The following is a 20,654-nucleotide window of genomic DNA, read 5'->3' as shown; positions in this document are numbered from 1 at the left end:
CCCAATATGTATCCGGGTTTCATATAGCTTAATGCCTCACTTAATTATTTTCACTAATTAATACAGTAACGTTATCAGGACCACCTGCTTGATTTGCTAAATCAACCAGTTGGCGACACTTATCTCCGACTGAAATGGTTTCATTACCTAGAACAGACTTGATTTGGTCATTCGAAACCATTTTAGAAAGGCCATCTGAACATAATAATAATTGATCATTTTTCCCAAATGGGAAAGTATGAACATCAATTTTAGCATCATCAGAGATTCCGATAGCTCGTGTAATGATATTTTTTTGTGGAGAAAGTCGTGCCGCATCTTCAGATAAGTCACCGCTTTTTACTAATTCATTTACTAAGGAATGGTCAACTGTAATTTGCGTTAAGAGGCCATCATGAAAGATATATCCACGACTGTCACCAATATTCGCAACAACCACTTTTTGACTGCCGATAAATAAAGCTGCCACTAATGTGGTTCCCATTCCTTGGTATTTATCATTTTCTTTTGATTTTTTTAAAATAATTGTATTTGCAGCCAAGACTTGTGTTTGGAACCAGTTTTCGGCTTCCACACTGTTTTCAGGTCCGGCCGTCATAAAATCATGACCTAGTTGATTGATAGCAATCGTTGCAGCTACGTCACCACTACGATTACCACCAATTCCATCTGTGACCACAGCTAATAAATTATGGTCCTTTTGAAAGACACGAACACGATCTTGATTTTCTGATCGCTGTTTCCCAATGTCAGTTTGATAAGCAGTTTTCATAATTAAATCAAATTTTCCTTTACTTGATCCGTTGTAAAGTTCCAATAAAGAAACCATCGGAACCAAAATCACTCGGTAAAATCGTGAGTGTCTTTTTTTGACGGTCATTTTTAATTGCACGGGCAGTTTGCGTTCTTAACAAACAATATTCAGGGTGTTGCTTTAAAAATTTCAACACCGTTTGTTCGTTTTCTTGTTGAAAAATTGTGCACGTACTATAAATTATTATACCGCCTTTTTTCAATTTCGGGGCAACTGCATCCAAAATTGATAACTGAATCTGATGTAAGGACTCACTATTATCCAAAGTTTTATCGTATCTAATTTCGGGTTTTCTTCTAATCAGTCCAATTCCAGAGCAAGGGGCATCCACTAAAATTTTATCAAAAGTTTCATCGTCAAACTGATCATTCACTTTTCTCGCATCTAGTTGATATACTTTTACTCGATCAGAGACACCTAACCGCCGCATATTTTTTTGAATCAGCTTAACTTTATGTTGGTGAATATCTAAGGCATCAACTTGACCAGTTTGTGGATCCAGTGCTGCAGCTATTTGGCTGGTTTTACCACCAGGAGCTGCACAGGCATCTAAAACTCGTTCATTCCCCTTTAAATGCATACTCTCGACAGCTAACATTGCGCTTTCATCTTGCACTGTTACTAAGCCATCTGCGAATGCTCTGCTTTCTAAAGCATTCCCCTTTTCCACTACTAGCCCATCCGCAGCGACCTTGCTGGTTCTAACTTGAACGCCATCTGCGGCAAGGAGTTGAATGGCCTCTGAAGCGTCTGTGATTGCAGTATTTACTCGCAGACTTAAATGAGCTGGATCATTAATGCTTTCAACAATTTTAACTGTCTCATCCTCACCATACTGATTAATTAATGTTTTAATCAGCCATTCAGGCAGGCTTCCTGTAATAGAATAACGCTTCACAGGATCTTGAATTTCATTAAAATCCCTGGCTCCTGTTCTTAAGAAGGCATGCAAAACCCCTGTTACAAATTTACGTATTCCTGGATTACCACGTAATTTAGCAATTTTAATTGCTTCATCAGTAACCGCCCAATCAGGCACCCGGTCCAAATATTGGTACTGATATATTGACATCAGTAACAAAGTTTTAACCCAACTTTGTGGTTCTTTCTTGATAAATGGCGATAGCCAATATTCAAGAGTCAATTTACGTTGTAAAACACCATAAACAATGGTAGTGACAAACCGTTTATCAGCGCTACTTAAGTCACTGTTCTGCAGTGTTTGATTAAGTTGTAAGTTAGAGTAAGACCCCCGTCCTAAGACCCTATCTAAAGTAGTCAAAGCCAAATTGCGGGGGCTCTTTTTTACAGATTTATTCATTTGTGATTGCTTGTACTCCTGGTTGTAAATCCTGATGACCATTTAAGTAAGCAGTAATATCCATAAGTTGTTTCCCTGCTGGTTTCAGTTTATTAATCGTATATGTAGTACCATCACCACCAGCTAAAACTAATGCGTGCTTTTCAATCCGCACTACTTTTCCCGGCTCCAACGACGTAGATTCCTTCAATGGGGTGATATCGTAAATTTTGGTCCGCAGGCCATCAATAATCATGTTACCAATTGGCATTGGCCGCAATCCACGTACCATATCATCGATTCGGTCAGCTGGCATCGTATAGTCAACTCGTTCTTGTTCAGAAGTAATATTTGGTGAAAAGACCACCTGATCTTCATTTTGAGCAACTGGATGAACATTACCTGAGATTAAATCAGGTAGTACATCCATTAACAGATCACGACCAACCAAACTTAATTTTTCAAACATGGTTCCAGAATCGTCCTGCTTTGTAATTGGTACTTTCCGTTGTGCAATGATGTCACCGGCATCCATCTTCTTCACCATGTACATAATAGTAACTCCCGTTTCAGAGTCACCATTCATGACAGCATACTGGATTGGTGCACCACCACGATATTTAGGCAATAAAGAACCATGGACGTTGATAGCGGCAATTTTTGCTGCATTTAGCATCTTAGTGGGTAAGAATTGACCATAAGCCGCTGTAATCATTAAGTCGGGGTGCAAGTCAATAACCCTTGCCATTTCATCGCTACCACTCAACTTAGCAGGTTGTAACACTTCAATATCATGCTTTAATGCCAGTTCTTTCACTGGAGATGGTTTCAAAATATGTTTACGCCCTTGGGGACGGTCAGGTTGTGTCAAGACAGCTTGAACGTCATAAGCAGGGTCTTGGATTAATTTCTCTAGAATTGGTACTGCAAATTGTGGAGTACCCATAAATATAACTGATGTCATTTTTATCCTCTCTTACAAAAAGTACTGTGGCTCTGGATCAATCGATAACTCCGCACCACGTTGATACTTGTTTTGTGATTCCTGCATTATCTGGGTTAACAGTTCATGCAGTTTGTTGTCATGTCGATATTTAATAACAATTTGATAGTAATACCGATCCTTAAGACGTGCAATTGCCCGCGGTGTCGGTCCTAAAATAATAGTATCTGAAGCTAGTTGGTTTCCTAACTCCTGTCTTATATCATACATCATTTTGGCTGCTACCCGCTCTTCACGATGACTGCCCATAATCCGCACTGTGTAATAATACGGTGGATAACTAGCCATTTGCCGAATTTGCATTTCTGTATTAAAGAATTGCTGGTAATTGTGCTTTTGAACAAGTTTAATTACATAATTATCAGGATTGAATGTTTGAATGAAAACCTGACCATTCTTCTGGGCACGTCCTGCTCGTCCACTGACCTGTGATAGCAGGTCAAACGTTCGCTCACTAGCACGAAAGTCAGGTAAATCTAATCCCGTATCAGCATTCAATACCCCAACTAAAGTTACGTTAGGAAAGTCTAAGCCCTTAGCGATCATTTGAGTTCCTAACAAAATGTCTGCTTGACCATCACCAAACTGTTGTAATAATTTTTGGTGCATGCCCTTTCTTCTGGTAGTATCCACATCCATTCGAATAATCCGCGCTTCTGGCATTAAGTGCTGTAATTCAGCCATGACTTTTTCAGTTCCCGTTCCATAATAGCGAATATGCCGACTATGACAGTTCGGGCAGATATTAGGAATGGGTTCTTCATGTCCACAATAATGGCACTTCATCGTGTGACTATCTAAATGCATAGTTAATGAAATATCACAATTCGGACATTTCAAAACAAATCCACAATCCCGACACATGATAAACGAAGAAAAGCCTCGCCGATTCAACATTAATATGCTTTGTTCATGCTTGGCTAAACGATCCTTCAGTGCAGTTAATAGTTCACTTGAAAAACTTGTTTCTCCACGACGCTGTACTTCAGGACGCATATCAACAACATCAATCGGTGGCAATGGTTTTTGATTTACCCGATGTGGGAGACGCAATAATTGATAATTGCCGGCCATTGCTCGCGAGTAACTTTCTAGGCTGGGTGTTGCTGAACCTAACAGTAACGGGGCTTGATGGTAGTGAGCCCGCCATTTTGCTACTTCACGCGCATGGTAGCGAGGAGTGTCGTCTTGCTTATAGCTAGTTTCATGCTCCTCATCCATAATTATGATTCCGAGATTATCTAATGGAGCAAAAATAGCAGAACGAGCTCCAACTACTACGCGAGCCTCTCCTCGTTCTATCCGCCGCCATTCATCATAACGCTCTCCAGCTGATAATCCTGAATGCAAAACTGCTACTTGCGATCCGAATCTTGCTCGTACCCGACTAACAATTTGTGGTGTCAAAGAAATTTCTGGAACCATTAGTAATGCGGTTTTGCCATTTTTTAAAGCTCGGGACATTGCTTGCAAGTAAACTTCAGTCTTACCGCTTCCGGTGACGCCTTCTAGTAAAAACACTTGATTGTGCCCCTGATCAATAGCGTCAGTTACTTGATCCAATGCGGTTTGTTGATCAGAATTCAGCTGTAGAGGATTTCTGGCAGCCTGGTCTTGAATATCAGCACCAATCGGTTGACGATATACCTCAACGTTTGTGGACTTAATCCACCCCTTCTTAATGGCCTGTGTAAATGGTGCTGCTGATAATCCTGTTGATTGTCTTGCTTCTTTTAAAAGTACTTTTTTACCAATAATGGTTTGCAAGTAATTGACAAGTCTTAACTGATTCTTGGCATTGGAACGAATTCCATCTCGCAAATTTTCATATTGCTCAAAAGATAATGCTGGCTCAATTTGTACTGCGGTTTTCACTCTTGCCCGATCATTAACTTGATATTCAAAACTCACTTTACCTTGACGGCGAAGTTTTAAAAGTCGACTGACTAGTTCTGGATGATCTTGCACACTAGCGTAGTCCAGCTGATCTACATTGTTAAACAACAATTGTCGGTCATTTTCATCAATATCATCAATGATTCTCACAACTCGAGTAGATTTGGCTTTCAATGCATTGGGAAGCATTGTATACAGACACGAAATCCAAAAAGAATACGTTTGGTCTGCTAGCCATTTGCTTAAGGCTAGCATTTCTGAATTAACCACTGGCGTTAAATCCATTAATGCTGTGATCTTTTTTAAATGACCATCGTAGTCACTAGGTTGGTCTAACCCAACAATGAAGCCTTGCACTTTCCGATGACCATTGCCAAACGGCACAATTACACGCATTCCCACTTGAACCTGGTTCTCTAGACGTTCTGGAATTTGGTAGGTATATGGTCGATTAGTCTGTAATGTTGGTACATCTACTATTACTTGCGCTAACTCAGCCATTTACAACCACCCTCACTTTTTTAACATTGAATTAACTAACTGCATTAGTTTAACACCAATCGCTTGTTTGGTATCCTGAGCCCATGGTTCTGGATCATAACCAGGACGTAAGATCGTCACTTTATTAGTATCAGCGTTAAACCCTGTATCAGACTGACTGACATCATTTGCAATAATTAAATCAGCGTGCTTACTAGTTAATTTTTGCTGAGCATTTTCTATCACATCTTGTGTTTCAGCAGCGAAGCCAATCGTTAGCTGATCCTTTTTTTGTTCTCCAAAAGTTTTCAAAATATCAATGTTAGGCTCAAGTTGTAAATTAATTTGCTCTTGACCAGCAACTTTCTTGATCTTTTGGTCAGCATAATTAGTCACTTTAAAATCAGCAACTGCTGCGGCCATGATGAGTGCATTGCTTTTATCAAAAAGCTGATTAATAGTTTCATACATATCTTGAGTCGTTTGAACTCTGTAAATCGTCATCCGATCACCTAATTTTGGCAACGAAATACTCGTGCGGCCGGCAACAACGTCTACTTGCGCTCCCATATGATACGCAGCTTGTGCAATTGCCCAGCCCATTTTCCCGGAAGACCGATTACCAATATAGCGAACCGGATCAATTGGTGAAAGAGTACCACCTAAACTGATAATAATCCGTTTACTAGCCAATTCATTACTTTGGTGAATTACTCCATTAAAGAAGTTTACAACATCAATTGGCTCCGGCATTCTCCCATCACCAACATACCCCTCTGCTAGCTTACCATGTACAGGTTGCATGATAACTTTACCGTCTTGAATCAATCGGGCAATGTTACGCTGAGTCGCAGGCTGCTGCCACATATGAGTATTCATTGCAGGTACTACCACAACGGGACTAGGAGTAGCCAATAAGGTTGTTGAGACTGGATCATCTGCAATCCCATTTGCCATCTTAGCAATTATATCTGCACTTGCCGGTACTACTAACGAGTAGTCCGCCCAATCAGCTAACTCAATATGCGGAATTTGTCCCTTTGTAGACGGTTCCCACAAATCTGTCATTACTGGATAATGTGTGAGAGATGCTAGTGTGGCTGGTCCTATCAATTTAGTCGCAGACTTTGTCATAGCAACTCGCACTTGATGACCAGCTTTTTGTAGCATTCGAACAACCGTTACAGCTTTAAAAGCGGCAATACTTCCTGTAATATGTACTACAATTTTTGCCATGCTCATACTCCTAATTTACTTAATTGAATAAGTAATGGGTCAGAAAACAACGACGGTATTTTCTGACCCATTATTTAATAAGAATAATTAATCTTGTTTATCTTCCGTATGGTATGGGTCGATTGTGACTTTACCGGCCTCAATTTCTTCTAGTGCTTTACCAACGGATTTAGCGGATTTGTAATGATCCAATAGCAATGGCTTGTCGCCTTCCATATTGACAGGCTTGTCACTGTGATCAGCACGCCACTTATCAGCTTCATATTTATCAATCTCATTGGCCCGCTTACTTGCCAACATAATCAGTGAGTATCGTGAATCAACACGCTTTAAAAGTTCATCAACTGATGGGTATAAAATCATTTTTTAGACTCTCCTAACATTTCAAGATAATCTGGCATCACTCGTGGAACCCGTAGTCGTTCAGTCCGGATAATATCTTTAATTTTTTCAACAGCATTTTCAACCTTATCATTAACAACCGCATAATCATAATTTTGCATCATTTCGATTTCACCAAATGCTTTATGAATCCGTTTGTTAATAACATCCATACTGTCAGTACCACGATGAATTAACCGATGCTTTAATTCCATTAAATCAGGTGGTGTTAAGAAAATGAACACACCATTAGGGCTCTTGGAACGAACCTGCATTGCCCCATTGACTTCAATCTCTAAGAAAACATCTTTCCCAGCATCTAACGTATCATTAATATATTTTAATGGTGTGCCATAATAATTGTCAACATACTTTGCGTATTCAAGCATTTGTCCAGTTTGAATATTATGTTCGAATTCTTCTTTAGAAACAAAGAAGTAATCAACCCCGTTTTTTTCACCAGGACGCGGCTTTCTAGTAGTCATGGAAATCGAATATTGAAAATCATTCCCAGGCTGATCAAATAATGCTTTACGTACTGTTCCTTTACCCACTCCAGAAGGACCTGAAAGTACAATTAACATTCCACGTTTTGTCATTTGTGATTAACTCCTCATTAAAATTAACAGTGTATTAGTAGTATTATTAAATACTTTAACCGTTAAATCAACCGTTAGGAAGAATCAAAATTAAAAAAGTAAAAAAACTTGCTTTTATGAACGTTTGTTCGTATACTATTAATTACAAACAAGCGTTCGGAGGGATGATTTTGAAAAACATAAATTCAAATCTATTGAATCGCAGTTCATTAGCACTAAATAAGTACTTTCACACCATTTTTAATGACGAACCACTCTCTGATAAACAAGCCCAAGTTAAAAAAGTTTTACCATACCAACCAATCGCACAACGTAAACTTTTTACCAAGCTGGCCATTGCTGACCATCGAGAAATTTTCATGCAACTCAACCCACTAACAACCGCAGGTAATATTATTAATTGTCGAGGGCAACTCAGTAAATTATCAAACGGCCTCTTTCGATTAAAAAACCATAATGTTTTATATATTTTCTCATTACAACAGATTCGATATATTGCTGGATAAAAATAAGGTTAGCTTTTCACAGCTATAAAGCGTACCCCCAAAGTTGGAAATCGACTTTGGGGGTATTTTTTATTCATGAGCCATTTTTAACAGTTCACTTGCATGCTCTTTGGTTAATTTAGTAATTTTTTCACCTGCTAACATCCGCGATAATTCATTGACTCTTTCGTCATGATTTAAATTCGTAACGGTTGTTGTAGTGCGATTATCATGGACTGCTTTTTTAATTAAAAATTGGTGCTGAGCAACCGCAGCTACTTGTGGTAAATGAGTAATGCATAATACCTGTGAATGGTCAGCAATCACTTTAATTTTATCAGCAATCGATTGTGCTACCCGACCGCTAACTCCGGTATCGACTTCGTCAAAAATAATACTAGTAACATCAGTCTTAGTAGCAAATATTGTTTTCAAAGCTAACATTACCCGAGATAATTCACCACCGGAGGCAATTTTGGCTAATGCTCCCATTCTCTCCCCAGGGTTCGTTTGAATATAGAATTCCACATCATCAATTCCCATGGGGGTAAACGTGTGAACCGGAATTTTAGCAAAGTGAACTTTAAACACTGCTTTGTCCATATACAATGCTGCTAATTCTTTATGAACCCGTTTCTCTAAATCTTGAGCAGCATGTTTACGTTGACTGCTTAGTTGCTCACCAATGGTGGTCAGTCGTTCAGTAATTGAGTCAAGTTGCTTGGCTAAATCGTCACTCGAATCAACGGTCCCTTCCATCTCTGCTAATTCATTTGAAATTTTACTATAGTAACTTAAAACATCCGCTACAGTATCTCCATACTTATGTTCTAAATCGTTGATTAGGTCTAGGCGAGTATTAATTTCACTTAACCGTTCATCATCAAACTCCAGCCCATCTAATTCATGACTTGCTAAATTAGCGACGTCCTGCAGACTATAATATGCATCTTCTAATTCTTTTCCTAAATCAGCGTAACTGTCATCAAATTGAACGATCTCATTAACTGAATTCATTACATTAGCAAGCTGATCTAATACAGGAGCATTTTCTCCGCCATTAAGAGTGGCACCAACTAATTGCAAGGTATGCTGGATCTGTTGGAAATTTTCTAACCGATCGCGTTCGCTAATTAATGCTTCTTCTTCATTACTTTTTAAATCAGCGTCGCCAATTTCCTTAACCTGATACCGAAGCATATCCAAGCGTTGCGCCCACTGCTGTTCATTGGCCTGCTTCTTTTCTAAAGTCTGCTTTAACTTGCGATATTGGTTGTACAATTCTTGATACTGCTGTAATAGTGGAGCAACCTTCGCCCCTGCAAAGTGATCTAGCATTGACAAGTGTTGTTCCGGTTGCAACAGTTGTTGAGTATCATTTTGTCCTTGAATATCAACCAACGGGGCACCAATTTTTCGCAATAACGTTGTATTTATCAGTGTGCCATTAGCTCGAATGGTGTTGCGTCCATTACGATGAATCTCGCGCGAGACGATCAACGTATTATCACTATGGTCAATTCCTAATTCATCTAATAATTCCAGGTAAGCCGTATCATCTGGTAACGAAAATTGACCTTGTACTTCAAGTTTATCGGCTCCTTTTCGGATTAATTCTTGAGATCCGCGTCCACCTACTAATAATCCAACTGCATCAATGATAATGGACTTCCCAGCTCCAGTTTCACCGGTTAACACTGTCATATTTTCGCCAAACGCTAACGTTAAATGGTCAATAATAGCTAAATTATCAATGGTTATTTCTTGTAGCACATCGATTACCCCTTTAATTTAAGTTTGTTAATATCTGTTCAAACTTAATTGCATCTTCACTGGACTGGCAAACGACCAAAATACTAGTGTCATCCCCAATTGCAGTAAAAACTTCTGGAAAGTTAAGACGTTTGATTAAAACTGCTGCCATCGGTGCATGCCCAGGGCGCATACTTAACGACAAAAATCGATCAGACCGTTTTAAAGATTGAAGATCGTTATTAATTGCATTGGCTAATTGTTGTTCGCGGTTTTCTTGACGTCGGGTTGGCATACTATAACGATATCCGCCATCTGAATTTGGCACCTTAACCAATTGCATTTCTTTAATATCTCGTGAAATGGTTGCTTGTGTCACATGAATTCCTGCATCTAGTAATAATTGAACGAGGTCTTCCTGGCGTTCCACATTATTATCTTCAATAATTTCTCGAATCTTAGCTTGGCGATCTACTTTTTTCATTTATTTTCCTCCTTTCCCATTCATTATTTATTTAATTCAGAATATGCATCGTCAATAACCTGATTAACGTCTACTTGTGGAGCGATGACTCCTTCGTGATCAGTGAGAACAAGATGAACTAAAAATTCAACATTTCCTTGACCACCCTTAATTGGAGAGAAATCTAATCCTTCAACATCAAACTGATTCTCAGTCGCAAACTTCATAACATTGTTAATAACTTGTTCATGTACAGAACGATCCCTGACAATACCGTGTTTGCCGACGTGTTCTTTTCCTGCTTCAAATTGGGGTTTAATTAATGCAACGACCGAACCACCTTGTTTCAAAATATGACTCAAAGGTGGCAAGATTAACTTAAGTGAAATAAACGAAACATCAATGGAAGCAAATTCAGGCTGACCTTTAGTGAAGTCTGCTAATTTACTATAGCGGAAGTTTGTTTGCTCCATTACTTCAACCCGCGGATCTTCCCGAAGTTGCCACACTAACTGGTTAGTTCCCACGTCAAGTGCATAACTGAGTTTTGCGCCATTCTGTAACATTACATCAGTAAAACCACCAGTTGAAGAACCAATATCCAATACTGTTAGATCTTTAACGGAAATATTAAACGCCTTCAGTGCCTTGGCAAGTTTTAAACCTCCCCGACTTACATAGGGCATTTTCTTACCTTTCATGTGTAACGTCGTCGTCACTGGGATCTTTTGACCAGGTTTATCCAGTCGTTCATTGTTTTTCCCTAATATTTCTCCAGCCATAACAGCACGTTTAGCTTGTTCTCGTGAGTCAAACAGTCCTTGCTTTACTAATAATACGTCAACACGATCTTTTTCCATTTATCTCACCTATTTAAAATACGCTAAAAACTCATCTAACAATTCAAAATCACAGGATGTTTGCTCTGCTAGCTGGTGTTGAACATTCTGGGCACCCTGTAGAGCCAGTGCAAGTTGATGTTTGGTTTCAGCAATTCCCAATAAACCTGGATAAGTGTTTTTGTGCTCACCTTGATCTTTATGAACAGCCTTGCCCATCTCCTGTTCAGTTCCCAAAACATCCATTAAATCATCATATATTTGAAAAGCTAACCCATATAATTCACCAAAATGGGCCAACAAATCGTTAACTGTCGCGTATTGACGACTAATGATTCCCCCAGCTAAAACGCTATAGCGAAGTAAAGCACCGGTCTTTTTTTGATGTAAGACCTTTAACTGATCTAATTCTAATCGATATCCTTCATTATGAATATCCATCGCTTGACCAGCAACCATCCCAGTAGGACCAGCTGCGAACGATAATTCTTTCACTAGTGATAATTTAATATCGTTACTTAGCCCACTGTCGCTCAACCACTGAAATGCCAATGTTAACAGTCCGTCACCGGCTAGTGTTGCCATTCCTGCACCAAACCGTCTATGGTTTGTAGGCAATCCTCTTCGTAGGTCGTCATTATCCATTGCTGGAAGATCATCATGAATTAACGAATATGTATGCAGTAATTCGACGGCACACGCCGCACGCAAGACATCCTGGTTGATCTCCTGGTTAAAAATTTTACATACTGCTAATGTCAAAGCAGGTCGCAATCGTTTACCGCCAGCAAGCAATGAATAAGCCGTGGATGTAGCCAGAGTTGGTTCATCACATTCGCTTTGAATATGATCTTTTAAATATGAATTAATTTGCGCTTGTAAATCAGTAATCACTTGCAAATACTCCTATTTTGATTTGTCTTGATCCGTAAATTCAGAATGATATCCTTGGTTGTTAACCCCATTGTTGCTTAAATCTTCGCCAGCCTTTTCAGCTGGTTCAAGTTGGCCATCATCGTTCATTAACTGAGCTAGAGTTTTATCTGCTTTATCGAGTTGTGTTTGCAACTTATTAGCCATCTTCATGCCATCTTTAAATTCCTTAATCGATTCATCTAAAGACAAGTTTCCTTGCTGGAGATGATCCACAATCTCCTGCAAATTTGCCATTTGTTCTTCAAAAGTTACTTTTTTCCTAGTGGTTGCCATTTTGATCTTTCCTCGTTTTCACTTCTGTTACTGTTGCTACAATTTCGCCATCAGTAAGATGGATTGTTACTGGTTCATCCATCTTTAACTGGTTCACAGACTTAATAACTTGATTTTTACTAGTTACATAGCTGTATCCCCGTGCCAATATTTTCTCAGGATCCAATGCTAATAATTGTTTTATTAATCCAGACGCCTCTAACTGTGATTGCCGGATCTTTTTGGTTGTTTCAGAAATCAGCATTTTCTGTAATGATTGGAGCTGGTCTTGATCTCGTTGCATCCGGATTACTGGTGATTGTCCAGCCAACCGAGTCTGTAAAAGCTTAATCTCTTGTCGCCGATCACGCTGTTGTTGCAACATTGCGGCTGATAATTGCTGTTTTAAATCGTCGAGTTGCTGCGTCGGTTGGTCTAAAATCCGTCGGGGATCACGAAAAACAAAGTTATTTTGTAAATCGTTCAAATGATCCTGAAGACGGTCAATGGTTAATCTAGTTAAATGATACAATTGCTGTCTGAGGCTGTTAAGGTTATCCAAAACATCTGATAATAACCACTCAGAGGCTTTCACAGCTGCACTTGTTGGTGTTGCTTCACGGTCATCCGCAACAAGGTCAGCAATAGTAGTATCAACTTCGTGACCAACTGAAGAAATAACCGGAATTGGACAGGCCGCAATCGCCCGACCAACTTCTTCAGAATTAAAAGCCCACAAATCTCCTCTCGATCCACCACCTCGAGCAACAATCAACGTATCATAATTGCCATCAACGCCAACCCGTTCAATCTGCTTTGCAATCATCGGTGCAGCATCGTCACCTTGCACTTTAGTAGGATAAAAAACTAATTGAATTAGCGGATTGCGTCGACGAAAAGTAGTGATAATATCATGTTTAACCGCTGCATCATTACTTGTCACAATTGCGACTCTCTGTGGGAATGGTCGAATTGCCTTTTTAGGTTGGTCGAAAAGACCTTCCTTTTTTAATTTTTCATACATTTGTTGGAAAGCCACTTGGAGTGCTCCCACTCCTTTAACCTCTAAGCGGCTTACATAAAATTGATATGATCCACGATTAGGATAGATATCAACGTGACCGTATGCGAGGACTTTCATCCCATTTTCGAGTTGGAATTTAACCTTTCTGAAGTCATTAGCAAACATGACTGCACTAATTTTGTATTGATCATTTGGGGCCAAATTTTCATCGTCATCTTTTAAGGAAAAGTATTGGTGACGACTGCTGGGGCGATAATCTGTTAATTCGCCAACCAACCAAAAATTCTTTTGATAAATGTAAGGATCAGCTTGAAACTTACGTCGAATATACTTTGTTAGTTGATTAACCGTAATTGGTTCAATTTCTGACATTATTGATTACTCCACTCTGCTAAATCAACTGTTTGTTGCATTAAGGTAGCAATTGTCATGGGACCAACCCCACCAGGAACTGGTGTAATTGCACTAGCAACAGAGCTAACATCATCAAAATCAACATCCCCAACCAGGTGACCTTGTTCATCACGATTAATTCCAACATCAATCACAACGGCCCCATTTTTTATGTCACTGGCATGAAGGAAGTTTGCCTTACCAATCCCCACTACAACAATATCTGCGTGCTTTAAATAGTACTCAGCATCTGTTGAAGCATGGTGCAACATTGTCACTGTTGCGTTTTGATTAATCATTAACGCTTGCAATGGTTTCCCTACCAAGCGACTCCGTCCGATAATTACAACGTCTTTACCAGCGACCGGAATCTGGTATTGTTCCAACATTGTCATAACACCGCGGGGTGTACATGCCACTGGAAAATGTCGACCATCGTTAGCATATAATTTACCAACATTAATGGGATTAAAACCGTCAACGTCTTTTTCAGGGGAAATGGTTTCAATCACTGCGCTTTGGTTAATTTGGTCTGGTAATGGCTCCTGAACCAAAATTCCATGAATACAAGGATCAGCATTTAGTTGACGAATGGTTGCTAATAATTCGTCTTGGGTAACAGTGCTGGGCATTTTCTTTAGAATAGATTTAAATCCCAATTTATCTGCTTGGCGCGCCTTATTGCGAGTATAAATCATACTAGCTGGATCTTCTCCAACTAAAACAACTGCTAAGCCTGGAACGATTCCCTTTGCTTTCAAATTTGCTACTCGTTGGGCAGTATGCTCATTTAATTGCTGAGCTAATTTTTTCCCATTAAGGATTTTAACCATATTCAATTCCCCATTTCATAAAAAATGGGGCGTGATAGAAGTCAGCAGCGACTTCGTAATCCCGCCCCGTGTGTAACGAGTTACCAGTATTAGTAACTTCAATAGCCATACCAATTTATTTGATGCATGCTGTAAATTGATAACTTATCAAGTCCTACTGTTTTAATAGCCAAAATTGCTAGTTAAACTTACTTAGCATGATCTTTTTCATAATGACCTAGAATACCATTAATAAACTTTCGTGATTTATCATCACTAAAAGACTTGGCTAGCTCTAGCGCTTCATTAATCACAACTGCCGCTGGTAAATCTTGTTCATATTGGAGTTCATATAATGCGATCCGTAAAATAATCAAATTAGCTCTTGCAATGCGATTAATTGCCCAGTCATCGGTAAGGTAATCACTGATAAGTTGGTCCAACTCAGTTTGGTGTTCTTGAACACCACTAACCAATTGATCTAAATAAGCGGGAGCTTCTTCGTGTGGTCCTAAATGTAATACTTGGGCATAAAGGGCATCTTTTTGTTCTTGAGGAGTATCCATCAATGCAAATAATGTTTGAAATGCTCCTACTCGAATTGTATGTCGACTAAAACTCACTATTATTCACCATCTTCATCATTACTTTGTGTGCCGAAAATATCATTAGGATCAATATCGCTTTCCGGCTTTTCTGTATTTATTCCTTGTACGTGTACGTTAACAGTTGCAACTTTTAAATCAGTCATTGATGCAATCCGTTGTTTAACATTCTCCTGGATTTTGGCAGCTATTTGTGGGATTGCCACACCATATTCAATATATACTGCAACATCAATGGTCAATGCGTCATCATCCATTGTTAACTTTACACCGCGACGGTGGTCAGACCGTCCTAATAATTCGCCAACATTATTTGCCAAGGAGCCGTGCATTTTAGCAACCCCATCAATTTGACTGGCTGCAATTCCAGCAATAAATTCCAAAACTCTTGGTGAAATTTGGATAGTACCAAGGGTTTGGTCTTCACTACTTAAAATAATCTTTGATTCTTCAGCCATTGTCAATCCTCCAAATATTAGTTATTTTCTTAATCAGTATCATTACTATTTTGCACTAAAACACTTTGAAATGCAACAAATCCCAACGATGAATAACAGCAAAATACTATTATTTGTTGAGGAATTATATGTAATTATTCATATTAATCTATAATCATCAAGTCAGCAGACGCCGGAGTAATAATTTCAGCTTTTCCATGACTAATTACAATGTCATCTTCAATTCTAACTCCGCCTAATTCAGGAATATAAATACCAGGTTCCACTGTTATTACTTCATTGGTTTGGAGCTTTACATCATGTGTAGCTGGTCCATAAGTTGCAGGCAATTCATGAACAGAAAGACCAATTCCATGGCCCATTCCATGATTAAACTCATCACCGTACCCTGCTTCTTCAATTAACGACCGCCCAAATTGATCTAATTGATCACCATGAATACCAGAAGTAGCATGATCAATAACTTGCTGACGGGCTTCATTAACAATTTCGTAAACATCTTGCAGTTCAGGATCAATAGGACCAATTGCAAACGTTCTTGTCATGTCTGCTGTATACCCGTTTACATAGTAGCCAAAGTCTAAGATAACAATATCACCATCACTGATTATTTTATCTGAAGATGTTGCATGAGGTTTAGCAGCATTTGATCCACTAGCAACAATCGTAGGAAAAGATGATCGCGTTGCACCATGTTCCTTCATCCAGAAATCTAAGCGATTAGCAACGGCACGCTCAGTCATCCCAGCATGAATAAAACTCAATACGTACTCATAACCTTGTGACATTAAAGTAGCAGATTGTCGAAGGTTTTTAATTTCGTCCTGGCTCTTTATTTGTCGCATTCGTTCTACCGTTCCTTTAAAAGGAACCAAGTCAGCAGTCATTATCTCATCTAATAGGTCATATACTTGATACGATATCGATTTTTCGAACCCGAGAACTGTTATTTCTAACTTTTGACACAATTCGTTTAACGAACCATAATAGTCTCCTGTCATAAGTCCGATTACTTCTGTGGACTCAAACTCTTTTAATGCAATTTCATATCGTTGATCTGTAATTAAAACTGCTTGTTCTTGTGTAACAAGGAGTAGGCCATCACCATCGGGAAGTGAAAATCCAGTTAAATATTCAATGTTAACTCCTCTGGTAACCAAAAAGGCATCAATATACATCTTTTGAAGTTTACTTTGTAGTTTTTCAATTCGGCTCATCGTAAATCATCCTTCCAGCTACTACAATCATTTTAAACAAAAAAAGCTTTCGCCAAATGACGAAAGCTTTTTATTATTAAGCTTCAGCTGGGTAAACAGAAACCTTACGCTTGCTACGACCCATGCGTTCAAACTTAACAACACCATCGATCTTAGCAAATAAAGTATCGTCACCACCACGGCCAACGTTTTCACCAGGGTTGATGTGAGTACCACGTTGACGGTAAATAATAGAACCAGCAGTAACTACTGAACCGTCCGCAGCCTTAGTACCAAGACGGCGACCAGCAGAGTTACGACCGTTTGCAGTAGAACCGCCCCCCTTGTGGTGGGAGAAGAATTGAAGATCCATAATCATAGTTGTTCACCTCCAGAATGAACTATTCATTATACATTTTAACTTCAATGTATTGTTGATAACTATCTTGAATGTCCAACAAGCCATTCAAAAAAGTTTGTAGTAGAATCTGGGAATCGTGTCCCAAATCTAAATCAGTAGCTTCTAAATAGCCACCTTCGTCCTCATTTTTCGTAACCTTTGGTTTGGAGTGAACAACTCTTTCTAAACCATTGACGGTCGAAATTGCAAGGACAGATACCGCAGCACACACAATGTCATGACCATAATCACCAGCATCAGCATGCCCGGTTAACTTAAACGAAGCAATTTTGTGATCCGGCCTAATTTGAAACCCTGCACGAATCATAATATCACCTCACCTAGGCGTTAATAGTGTTGATCGTAACCTTAGTGTATGGTTGACGATGACCTTGCTTAGTGTGGGTGTGCTTCTTAGGCTTGTACTTGAAGGTAACAACCTTCTTTTCCTTACCTTGCTTGTCAACAGTACCTTCAACTGATGCGCCATCAACAAATGGAGTACCAATCTTAGTATCGTCACCACCAACAAAAATAACCTTGTCAAAAGTTACCTTGTCGCCAGCGTTAACATCAAGCTTTTCAACAAAGATAGACTTACCTTCTTCTACCTTGTATTGCTTACCACCAGTAACAATAATTGCGTACATCTTGTGCACCTCCTTAAATCTCAGACTCGCCGAGACAAGCAGCTTTAGCTTTAAACTCATCTTCGTGCGGTTGTAGTTGTTGGTTCACAAATACAACGTTTGTATATTACCAGTTATTTATCGACACGTCAATAGTTAACAGCTAAATTGTAAGACTACTTCTTAATTCATCATCAAAAAATGATGGCAATAACATTCCAGTCGATTCGAACCGGTTCAAGATCTTAGAAACTGTTTTCGTCATGTACTTAGAAGTATAAATTAATCCATTATTTAACCACTGAGCAATTAAACCAAGCATTGCAGAAGCAGTGAAAGCAATTTGGACCTTCATTGGTACTTCTAGGTCATCCAGGTCATCACCCATTTCCTTAACAAAACTAATCATTTCATCAGTTAAACGTTGATATAGTTGCCGATAAAAATTATTGTTTTGTGCACGATCAAGTAAAATCGTGAAGATATCAGAATTCTTTTCAATATAGTCAAATGCTTTATTCAATGACATTACTCGAATCACACGACCATCAACAATATTAGCTGAGTCAATCATTACTGAATCAAAAAATTCGTTAATGATTTCATCCATTGCCTTTTGTACGAAATCTTTCTTATCTTTGTAGTGAAGATAAAATGTTCCACGCGTAATGTGGGCTGTTTCTGTAATTTTTTGAACACTAATGTTGTCAATTTTTTCATTTTGCATCAGATAAACTAAAGCGTGTCGTAAGTTAGTTCTTGTCTTAATTACTCGGGGATCTAATTTCTTGTCTGCCATCCCTGTCAGCCTCCATTCTATATAAGTTCATTTGCTATACGCTCATTCACCTGCAGTGTAAAGTTACCCATACAGTTTGTCAAAGAAATACATTTACAAAACCACTTAATTCATCTATTTATATATGTCAAACGTATTATATTTACTGCATTGTTCAATTGATTTTGAAAATTTCAGTTTTTTTGTTAATCATGTTGAATTTATCAGATGAAAAATATGTAATGAACAGATTTTTTATGAGGTCATGCAATATGAAGACACAAAAATAGAAAACTTGATAAAACAGGCTTTCTAGAATAGTCTTTTTCAAACTATTTAGGTGCCAATTACTGGTCATCAAATGATTATGTAAAAATACTACTAAACGCTAGTTTATTAGCATTTAGATATGGTTCTTCATGATTTAAGCATATTTGAACTTAATATTAATTATTTCACTGTAAAATTTATTATACACACGATAAGAGTATATATCATTACAAAAATTAAACAACTTCTTTAAAACCATATATCAAATTAAGGTATTTATAATTAAGGTGATTTTTTATCGTATATGTTTCTAAGTGAAGTTCACTTAATGAGTATTTTCTTTCTTACACTTATTGAAGAAAAGACTGGCAATTAATCGCGTTTTTCATAACATTACACGTTTTGATTTTACTCTATTATATTTTGACCACTATTTTTGAACAAACATGAGAATCCTATCTTGTAGCATATTATGATCAAGCAATTTACTTATGACAATTTTTTCAATACTTGCTGTTGCTTTTTCAAGCTCGTTTTCCACCGGCATCGTTTGCTTTACCTCCTTTAATTTTGTTTATCACTCGTAATAAAATCATTTTAAAACAAAAACCGTTATTCACGGTGTTTATGGCTTTTGTTTTGTGTTACTTAACTTGTTGACAATCTTATTATCAATCATTTGTGATAAAAATAGTAAAAAAGAAGGATTGATTGATATGGATACAGTAGATCGTATAAAGGAATTAGCTAAAAAAAGAGGATGGTCTTTGCAAAAAGTCGCCGAAAAGGCTGGAATCGGGATCAATAGTATATACAGATGGAATTCAAAAACCCCTAGTACTCAATCGTTAATTAAAGTCGCTAAAGTATTAGACGTTTCAACTGACTACCTTTTGAACGGCGATGCTGAAGAAAGCAACAAGACCGCTGACCTTGCCGATGAAGAAACCATTTTTACCTATGAAGGCAAAAAAATACCACCAGAAGATCTCGAATACATGAAACGAATTCTTCGTGGTGGTAAAGCGTAGGTGATTAATATGAATACTGAAGACATGGTGTGGGATTTATTACACCTAGCAATGGATCACGACATTGACGTTCAGTGGGCTGGTGTACTGAGTAAATACACACCTCCTGCTTGCCGTATTGATACCAAAATTGTGTGCATGGATAGCAATTGGCACCGTCCTAAAGAGATACAATTCCAATTGGCGCACGAATTAGCACACATCATTTGCGGGGCACCAGAAGATATTTGCTTCTATAATTCCAGCTTCACTGGTAAATCATCGGTTGAATACAAAGCCAATGTTGGAGCTGTTAAATTCTTGGTTCCCTATTACTGTGCTGAAACAGAAAAAGAGAACGTTAATGTTTATGATTTTGAGAAGCAATACTTGATACCGGAATATCTAACCAACGTAGTTAGTGAAACTGTCAAGAAATACTATTAAATACTTAATAAGAGCTTTCCAAACACTGAAGACGTTAAAAGCTGATGTAATTATTTATTTTATGTATTGGAGGAGTATTTTATTATGGACCTAAATTTCAAGAATAAGTTAGCCACTGGACTCAAATAAATAATACTGACCAATTGATTATTGGTTGATGGAGCTGTGATATCTCTTGGTAGAAGGCCTTACGATA

The 20,654-nt window shown here is 38.3% G+C and carries 24 protein-coding genes and 1 other annotated feature; of the genes, 3 read left to right on the top strand and 21 right to left on the bottom strand.

Annotated elements, in window-relative coordinates; genetic code table 11:
• Window positions 1–40: 40 nt before the first annotated feature.
• The 7 genes from H5975_RS03775 to gmk all read right to left on the bottom strand — a co-directional run bounded on the left by H5975_RS03775 (window position 41) and on the right by gmk (window position 7,709).
• Window positions 41–772: a Stp1/IreP family PP2C-type Ser/Thr phosphatase gene (locus H5975_RS03775; protein ID WP_204784930.1), complete on the bottom strand. Its 732-nt coding sequence runs from the start codon at window positions 770–772 to the stop codon at window positions 41–43.
• A gap of 19 nt (window positions 773–791) precedes the next feature.
• Complete coding sequence (rsmB, locus tag H5975_RS03770) at window positions 792–2,135, bottom strand: 16S rRNA (cytosine(967)-C(5))-methyltransferase RsmB (protein WP_204784929.1); 1,344 nt, start codon at window positions 2,133–2,135, stop codon at window positions 792–794.
• Window positions 2,128–3,078 (bottom strand): methionyl-tRNA formyltransferase, encoded by a 951-nt coding sequence (fmt, locus tag H5975_RS03765; protein WP_204784928.1) that lies wholly within the window; start codon window positions 3,076–3,078, stop codon window positions 2,128–2,130. Before fmt ends, rsmB begins: the two co-directional genes overlap by 8 nt.
• Window positions 3,079–3,090: 12 nt before the next feature.
• Complete coding sequence (gene priA / locus H5975_RS03760) at window positions 3,091–5,514, bottom strand: primosomal protein N' (protein ID WP_204784927.1); 2,424 nt, start codon at window positions 5,512–5,514, stop codon at window positions 3,091–3,093.
• 12 nt (window positions 5,515–5,526) lie between these two features.
• Window positions 5,527–6,729 carry a bifunctional phosphopantothenoylcysteine decarboxylase/phosphopantothenate--cysteine ligase CoaBC gene (gene coaBC / locus H5975_RS03755; protein WP_204784926.1) on the bottom strand — a complete coding sequence of 401 codons (1,203 nt, stop codon included), beginning with the start codon at window positions 6,727–6,729 and terminating at the stop codon, window positions 5,527–5,529.
• Window positions 6,730–6,816: 87 nt separating this feature from the next.
• Window positions 6,817–7,092, bottom strand: coding sequence for a DNA-directed RNA polymerase subunit omega (rpoZ, locus tag H5975_RS03750; RefSeq protein WP_178660448.1), 276 nt, complete (start codon window positions 7,090–7,092; stop codon window positions 6,817–6,819).
• A complete protein-coding gene (gmk, locus tag H5975_RS03745) occupies window positions 7,089–7,709 on the bottom strand; it encodes a guanylate kinase (RefSeq protein WP_178660449.1) in 621 nt (206 codons plus the stop codon). Before gmk ends, rpoZ begins: the two co-directional genes overlap by 4 nt.
• Window positions 7,710–7,879: 170 nt before the next feature.
• Between gmk and H5975_RS03740 the strand changes: the two genes are divergently transcribed.
• Window positions 7,880–8,215 carry a hypothetical protein gene (locus H5975_RS03740; RefSeq protein ID WP_204784925.1) on the top strand — a complete coding sequence of 112 codons (336 nt, stop codon included), beginning with the start codon at window positions 7,880–7,882 and terminating at the stop codon, window positions 8,213–8,215.
• A gap of 69 nt (window positions 8,216–8,284) precedes the next feature.
• On the opposite strand, the gene recN is transcribed toward H5975_RS03740, so the two are convergent.
• From recN to H5975_RS03670, 14 genes are all read right to left on the bottom strand, one after another.
• Complete coding sequence (recN, locus tag H5975_RS03735; protein WP_204784924.1) at window positions 8,285–9,967, bottom strand: DNA repair protein RecN; 1,683 nt, start codon at window positions 9,965–9,967, stop codon at window positions 8,285–8,287.
• Window positions 9,968–9,980: 13 nt separating this feature from the next.
• On the bottom strand, window positions 9,981–10,430 hold the full coding sequence (locus H5975_RS03730; RefSeq protein WP_178660455.1) for an arginine repressor: 450 nt from the start codon (window positions 10,428–10,430) through the stop codon (window positions 9,981–9,983).
• Between the two features lie 23 nt (window positions 10,431–10,453).
• A complete protein-coding gene (locus H5975_RS03725) occupies window positions 10,454–11,269 on the bottom strand; it encodes a TlyA family RNA methyltransferase (RefSeq protein WP_204784923.1) in 816 nt (271 codons plus the stop codon).
• A gap of 9 nt (window positions 11,270–11,278) precedes the next feature.
• On the bottom strand, window positions 11,279–12,142 hold the full coding sequence (locus H5975_RS03720; RefSeq protein WP_204784922.1) for a polyprenyl synthetase family protein: 864 nt from the start codon (window positions 12,140–12,142) through the stop codon (window positions 11,279–11,281).
• A 12-nt stretch (window positions 12,143–12,154) separates the two neighbouring features.
• Window positions 12,155–12,457, bottom strand: coding sequence for an exodeoxyribonuclease VII small subunit (locus H5975_RS03715; RefSeq protein WP_204784921.1), 303 nt, complete (start codon window positions 12,455–12,457; stop codon window positions 12,155–12,157).
• On the bottom strand, window positions 12,444–13,832 hold the full coding sequence (gene xseA / locus H5975_RS03710; RefSeq protein ID WP_239459532.1) for an exodeoxyribonuclease VII large subunit: 1,389 nt from the start codon (window positions 13,830–13,832) through the stop codon (window positions 12,444–12,446). The genes H5975_RS03715 and xseA overlap by 14 nt, the downstream gene beginning before the upstream one ends.
• Window positions 13,832–14,686 carry a bifunctional 5,10-methylenetetrahydrofolate dehydrogenase/5,10-methenyltetrahydrofolate cyclohydrolase gene (locus tag H5975_RS03705; RefSeq protein ID WP_204784920.1) on the bottom strand — a complete coding sequence of 285 codons (855 nt, stop codon included), beginning with the start codon at window positions 14,684–14,686 and terminating at the stop codon, window positions 13,832–13,834. Before H5975_RS03705 ends, xseA begins: the two co-directional genes overlap by 1 nt.
• Before the next feature lie 188 nt (window positions 14,687–14,874).
• The gene (gene nusB / locus H5975_RS03700; protein WP_204784919.1) at window positions 14,875–15,288 is read right to left on the bottom strand and encodes a transcription antitermination factor NusB; all 414 of its coding nucleotides are present in this window, start codon (window positions 15,286–15,288) and stop codon (window positions 14,875–14,877) included.
• 2 nt (window positions 15,289–15,290) lie between these two features.
• A complete protein-coding gene (locus H5975_RS03695) occupies window positions 15,291–15,728 on the bottom strand; it encodes an Asp23/Gls24 family envelope stress response protein (RefSeq protein ID WP_204784918.1) in 438 nt (145 codons plus the stop codon).
• Between the two features lie 143 nt (window positions 15,729–15,871).
• Window positions 15,872–16,945, bottom strand: coding sequence for a M24 family metallopeptidase (locus H5975_RS03690; RefSeq protein ID WP_204784917.1), 1,074 nt, complete (start codon window positions 16,943–16,945; stop codon window positions 15,872–15,874).
• Between the two features lie 76 nt (window positions 16,946–17,021).
• Entirely contained in the window at window positions 17,022–17,303 is a 282-nt protein-coding gene (gene rpmA, locus H5975_RS03685) for a 50S ribosomal protein L27 (protein WP_006916294.1), read from the bottom strand.
• Window positions 17,304–17,325: 22 nt separating this feature from the next.
• Entirely contained in the window at window positions 17,326–17,652 is a 327-nt protein-coding gene (locus tag H5975_RS03680; RefSeq protein ID WP_178660471.1) for a ribosomal-processing cysteine protease Prp, read from the bottom strand.
• A gap of 13 nt (window positions 17,653–17,665) precedes the next feature.
• Window positions 17,666–17,974: a 50S ribosomal protein L21 gene (rplU, locus tag H5975_RS03675; protein WP_178660473.1), complete on the bottom strand. Its 309-nt coding sequence runs from the start codon at window positions 17,972–17,974 to the stop codon at window positions 17,666–17,668.
• Between the two features lie 12 nt (window positions 17,975–17,986).
• Window positions 17,987–18,056 (bottom strand) — a sequence feature (ribosomal protein L21 leader region).
• A 60-nt stretch (window positions 18,057–18,116) separates the two neighbouring features.
• The gene (locus tag H5975_RS03670) at window positions 18,117–18,752 is read right to left on the bottom strand and encodes a TetR/AcrR family transcriptional regulator (protein ID WP_178660474.1); all 636 of its coding nucleotides are present in this window, start codon (window positions 18,750–18,752) and stop codon (window positions 18,117–18,119) included.
• Between the two features lie 965 nt (window positions 18,753–19,717).
• Here H5975_RS03670 and H5975_RS03665 point away from each other — a divergent pair.
• Together H5975_RS03665 and H5975_RS03660 are read left to right on the top strand one after the other, a co-directional pair.
• Window positions 19,718–20,032 (top strand): helix-turn-helix domain-containing protein, encoded by a 315-nt coding sequence (locus H5975_RS03665; protein WP_204784916.1) that lies wholly within the window; start codon window positions 19,718–19,720, stop codon window positions 20,030–20,032.
• 9 nt (window positions 20,033–20,041) lie between these two features.
• A complete protein-coding gene (locus tag H5975_RS03660) occupies window positions 20,042–20,458 on the top strand; it encodes an ImmA/IrrE family metallo-endopeptidase (RefSeq protein ID WP_204784931.1) in 417 nt (138 codons plus the stop codon).
• Window positions 20,459–20,654: the final 196 nt, after the last annotated feature.

Source organism: Limosilactobacillus coleohominis (genome assembly GCF_016901675.1).
Lineage (GTDB): Bacteria > Bacillota > Bacilli > Lactobacillales > Lactobacillaceae > Limosilactobacillus > Limosilactobacillus intestinavium.
This window is presented reverse-complemented; position numbering and strand designations above follow the sequence as displayed.

Bases quoted from the DNA above. Each gene is read 5' to 3' on its own strand.
- rplU (WP_178660473.1), bottom strand. From the start codon at position 17,974: ATGTACGCAATTATTGTTACTGGTGGTAAGCAATACAAGGTAGAAGAA.
- xseA (WP_239459532.1), bottom strand. From the start codon at position 13,832: ATGTCAGAAATTGAACCAATTACGGTTAATCAACTAACAAAGTATATT.
- gmk (WP_178660449.1), bottom strand. From the start codon at position 7,709: ATGACAAAACGTGGAATGTTAATTGTACTTTCAGGTCCTTCTGGAGTG.
- H5975_RS03715 (WP_204784921.1), bottom strand. From the start codon at position 12,457: ATGGCAACCACTAGGAAAAAAGTAACTTTTGAAGAACAAATGGCAAAT.
- priA (WP_204784927.1), bottom strand. From the start codon at position 5,514: ATGGCTGAGTTAGCGCAAGTAATAGTAGATGTACCAACATTACAGACT.
- H5975_RS03690 (WP_204784917.1), bottom strand. From the start codon at position 16,945: ATGAGCCGAATTGAAAAACTACAAAGTAAACTTCAAAAGATGTATATT.
- H5975_RS03670 (WP_178660474.1), bottom strand. From the start codon at position 18,752: ATGGCAGACAAGAAATTAGATCCCCGAGTAATTAAGACAAGAACTAAC.
- H5975_RS03680 (WP_178660471.1), bottom strand. From the start codon at position 17,652: ATGATTCGTGCAGGGTTTCAAATTAGGCCGGATCACAAAATTGCTTCG.
- fmt (WP_204784928.1), bottom strand. From the start codon at position 3,078: ATGACATCAGTTATATTTATGGGTACTCCACAATTTGCAGTACCAATT.
- H5975_RS03660 (WP_204784931.1), top strand. From the start codon at position 20,042: ATGAATACTGAAGACATGGTGTGGGATTTATTACACCTAGCAATGGAT.
- H5975_RS03705 (WP_204784920.1), bottom strand. From the start codon at position 14,686: ATGGTTAAAATCCTTAATGGGAAAAAATTAGCTCAGCAATTAAATGAG.
- H5975_RS03695 (WP_204784918.1), bottom strand. From the start codon at position 15,728: ATGGCTGAAGAATCAAAGATTATTTTAAGTAGTGAAGACCAAACCCTT.
- H5975_RS03775 (WP_204784930.1), bottom strand. From the start codon at position 772: ATGAAAACTGCTTATCAAACTGACATTGGGAAACAGCGATCAGAAAAT.
- rpmA (WP_006916294.1), bottom strand. From the start codon at position 17,303: ATGATTATGGATCTTCAATTCTTCTCCCACCACAAGGGGGGCGGTTCT.
- H5975_RS03665 (WP_204784916.1), top strand. From the start codon at position 19,718: ATGGATACAGTAGATCGTATAAAGGAATTAGCTAAAAAAAGAGGATGG.
- coaBC (WP_204784926.1), bottom strand. From the start codon at position 6,729: ATGGCAAAAATTGTAGTACATATTACAGGAAGTATTGCCGCTTTTAAA.
- H5975_RS03725 (WP_204784923.1), bottom strand. From the start codon at position 11,269: ATGGAAAAAGATCGTGTTGACGTATTATTAGTAAAGCAAGGACTGTTT.
- H5975_RS03730 (WP_178660455.1), bottom strand. From the start codon at position 10,430: ATGAAAAAAGTAGATCGCCAAGCTAAGATTCGAGAAATTATTGAAGAT.
- rsmB (WP_204784929.1), bottom strand. From the start codon at position 2,135: ATGAATAAATCTGTAAAAAAGAGCCCCCGCAATTTGGCTTTGACTACT.
- rpoZ (WP_178660448.1), bottom strand. From the start codon at position 7,092: ATGATTTTATACCCATCAGTTGATGAACTTTTAAAGCGTGTTGATTCA.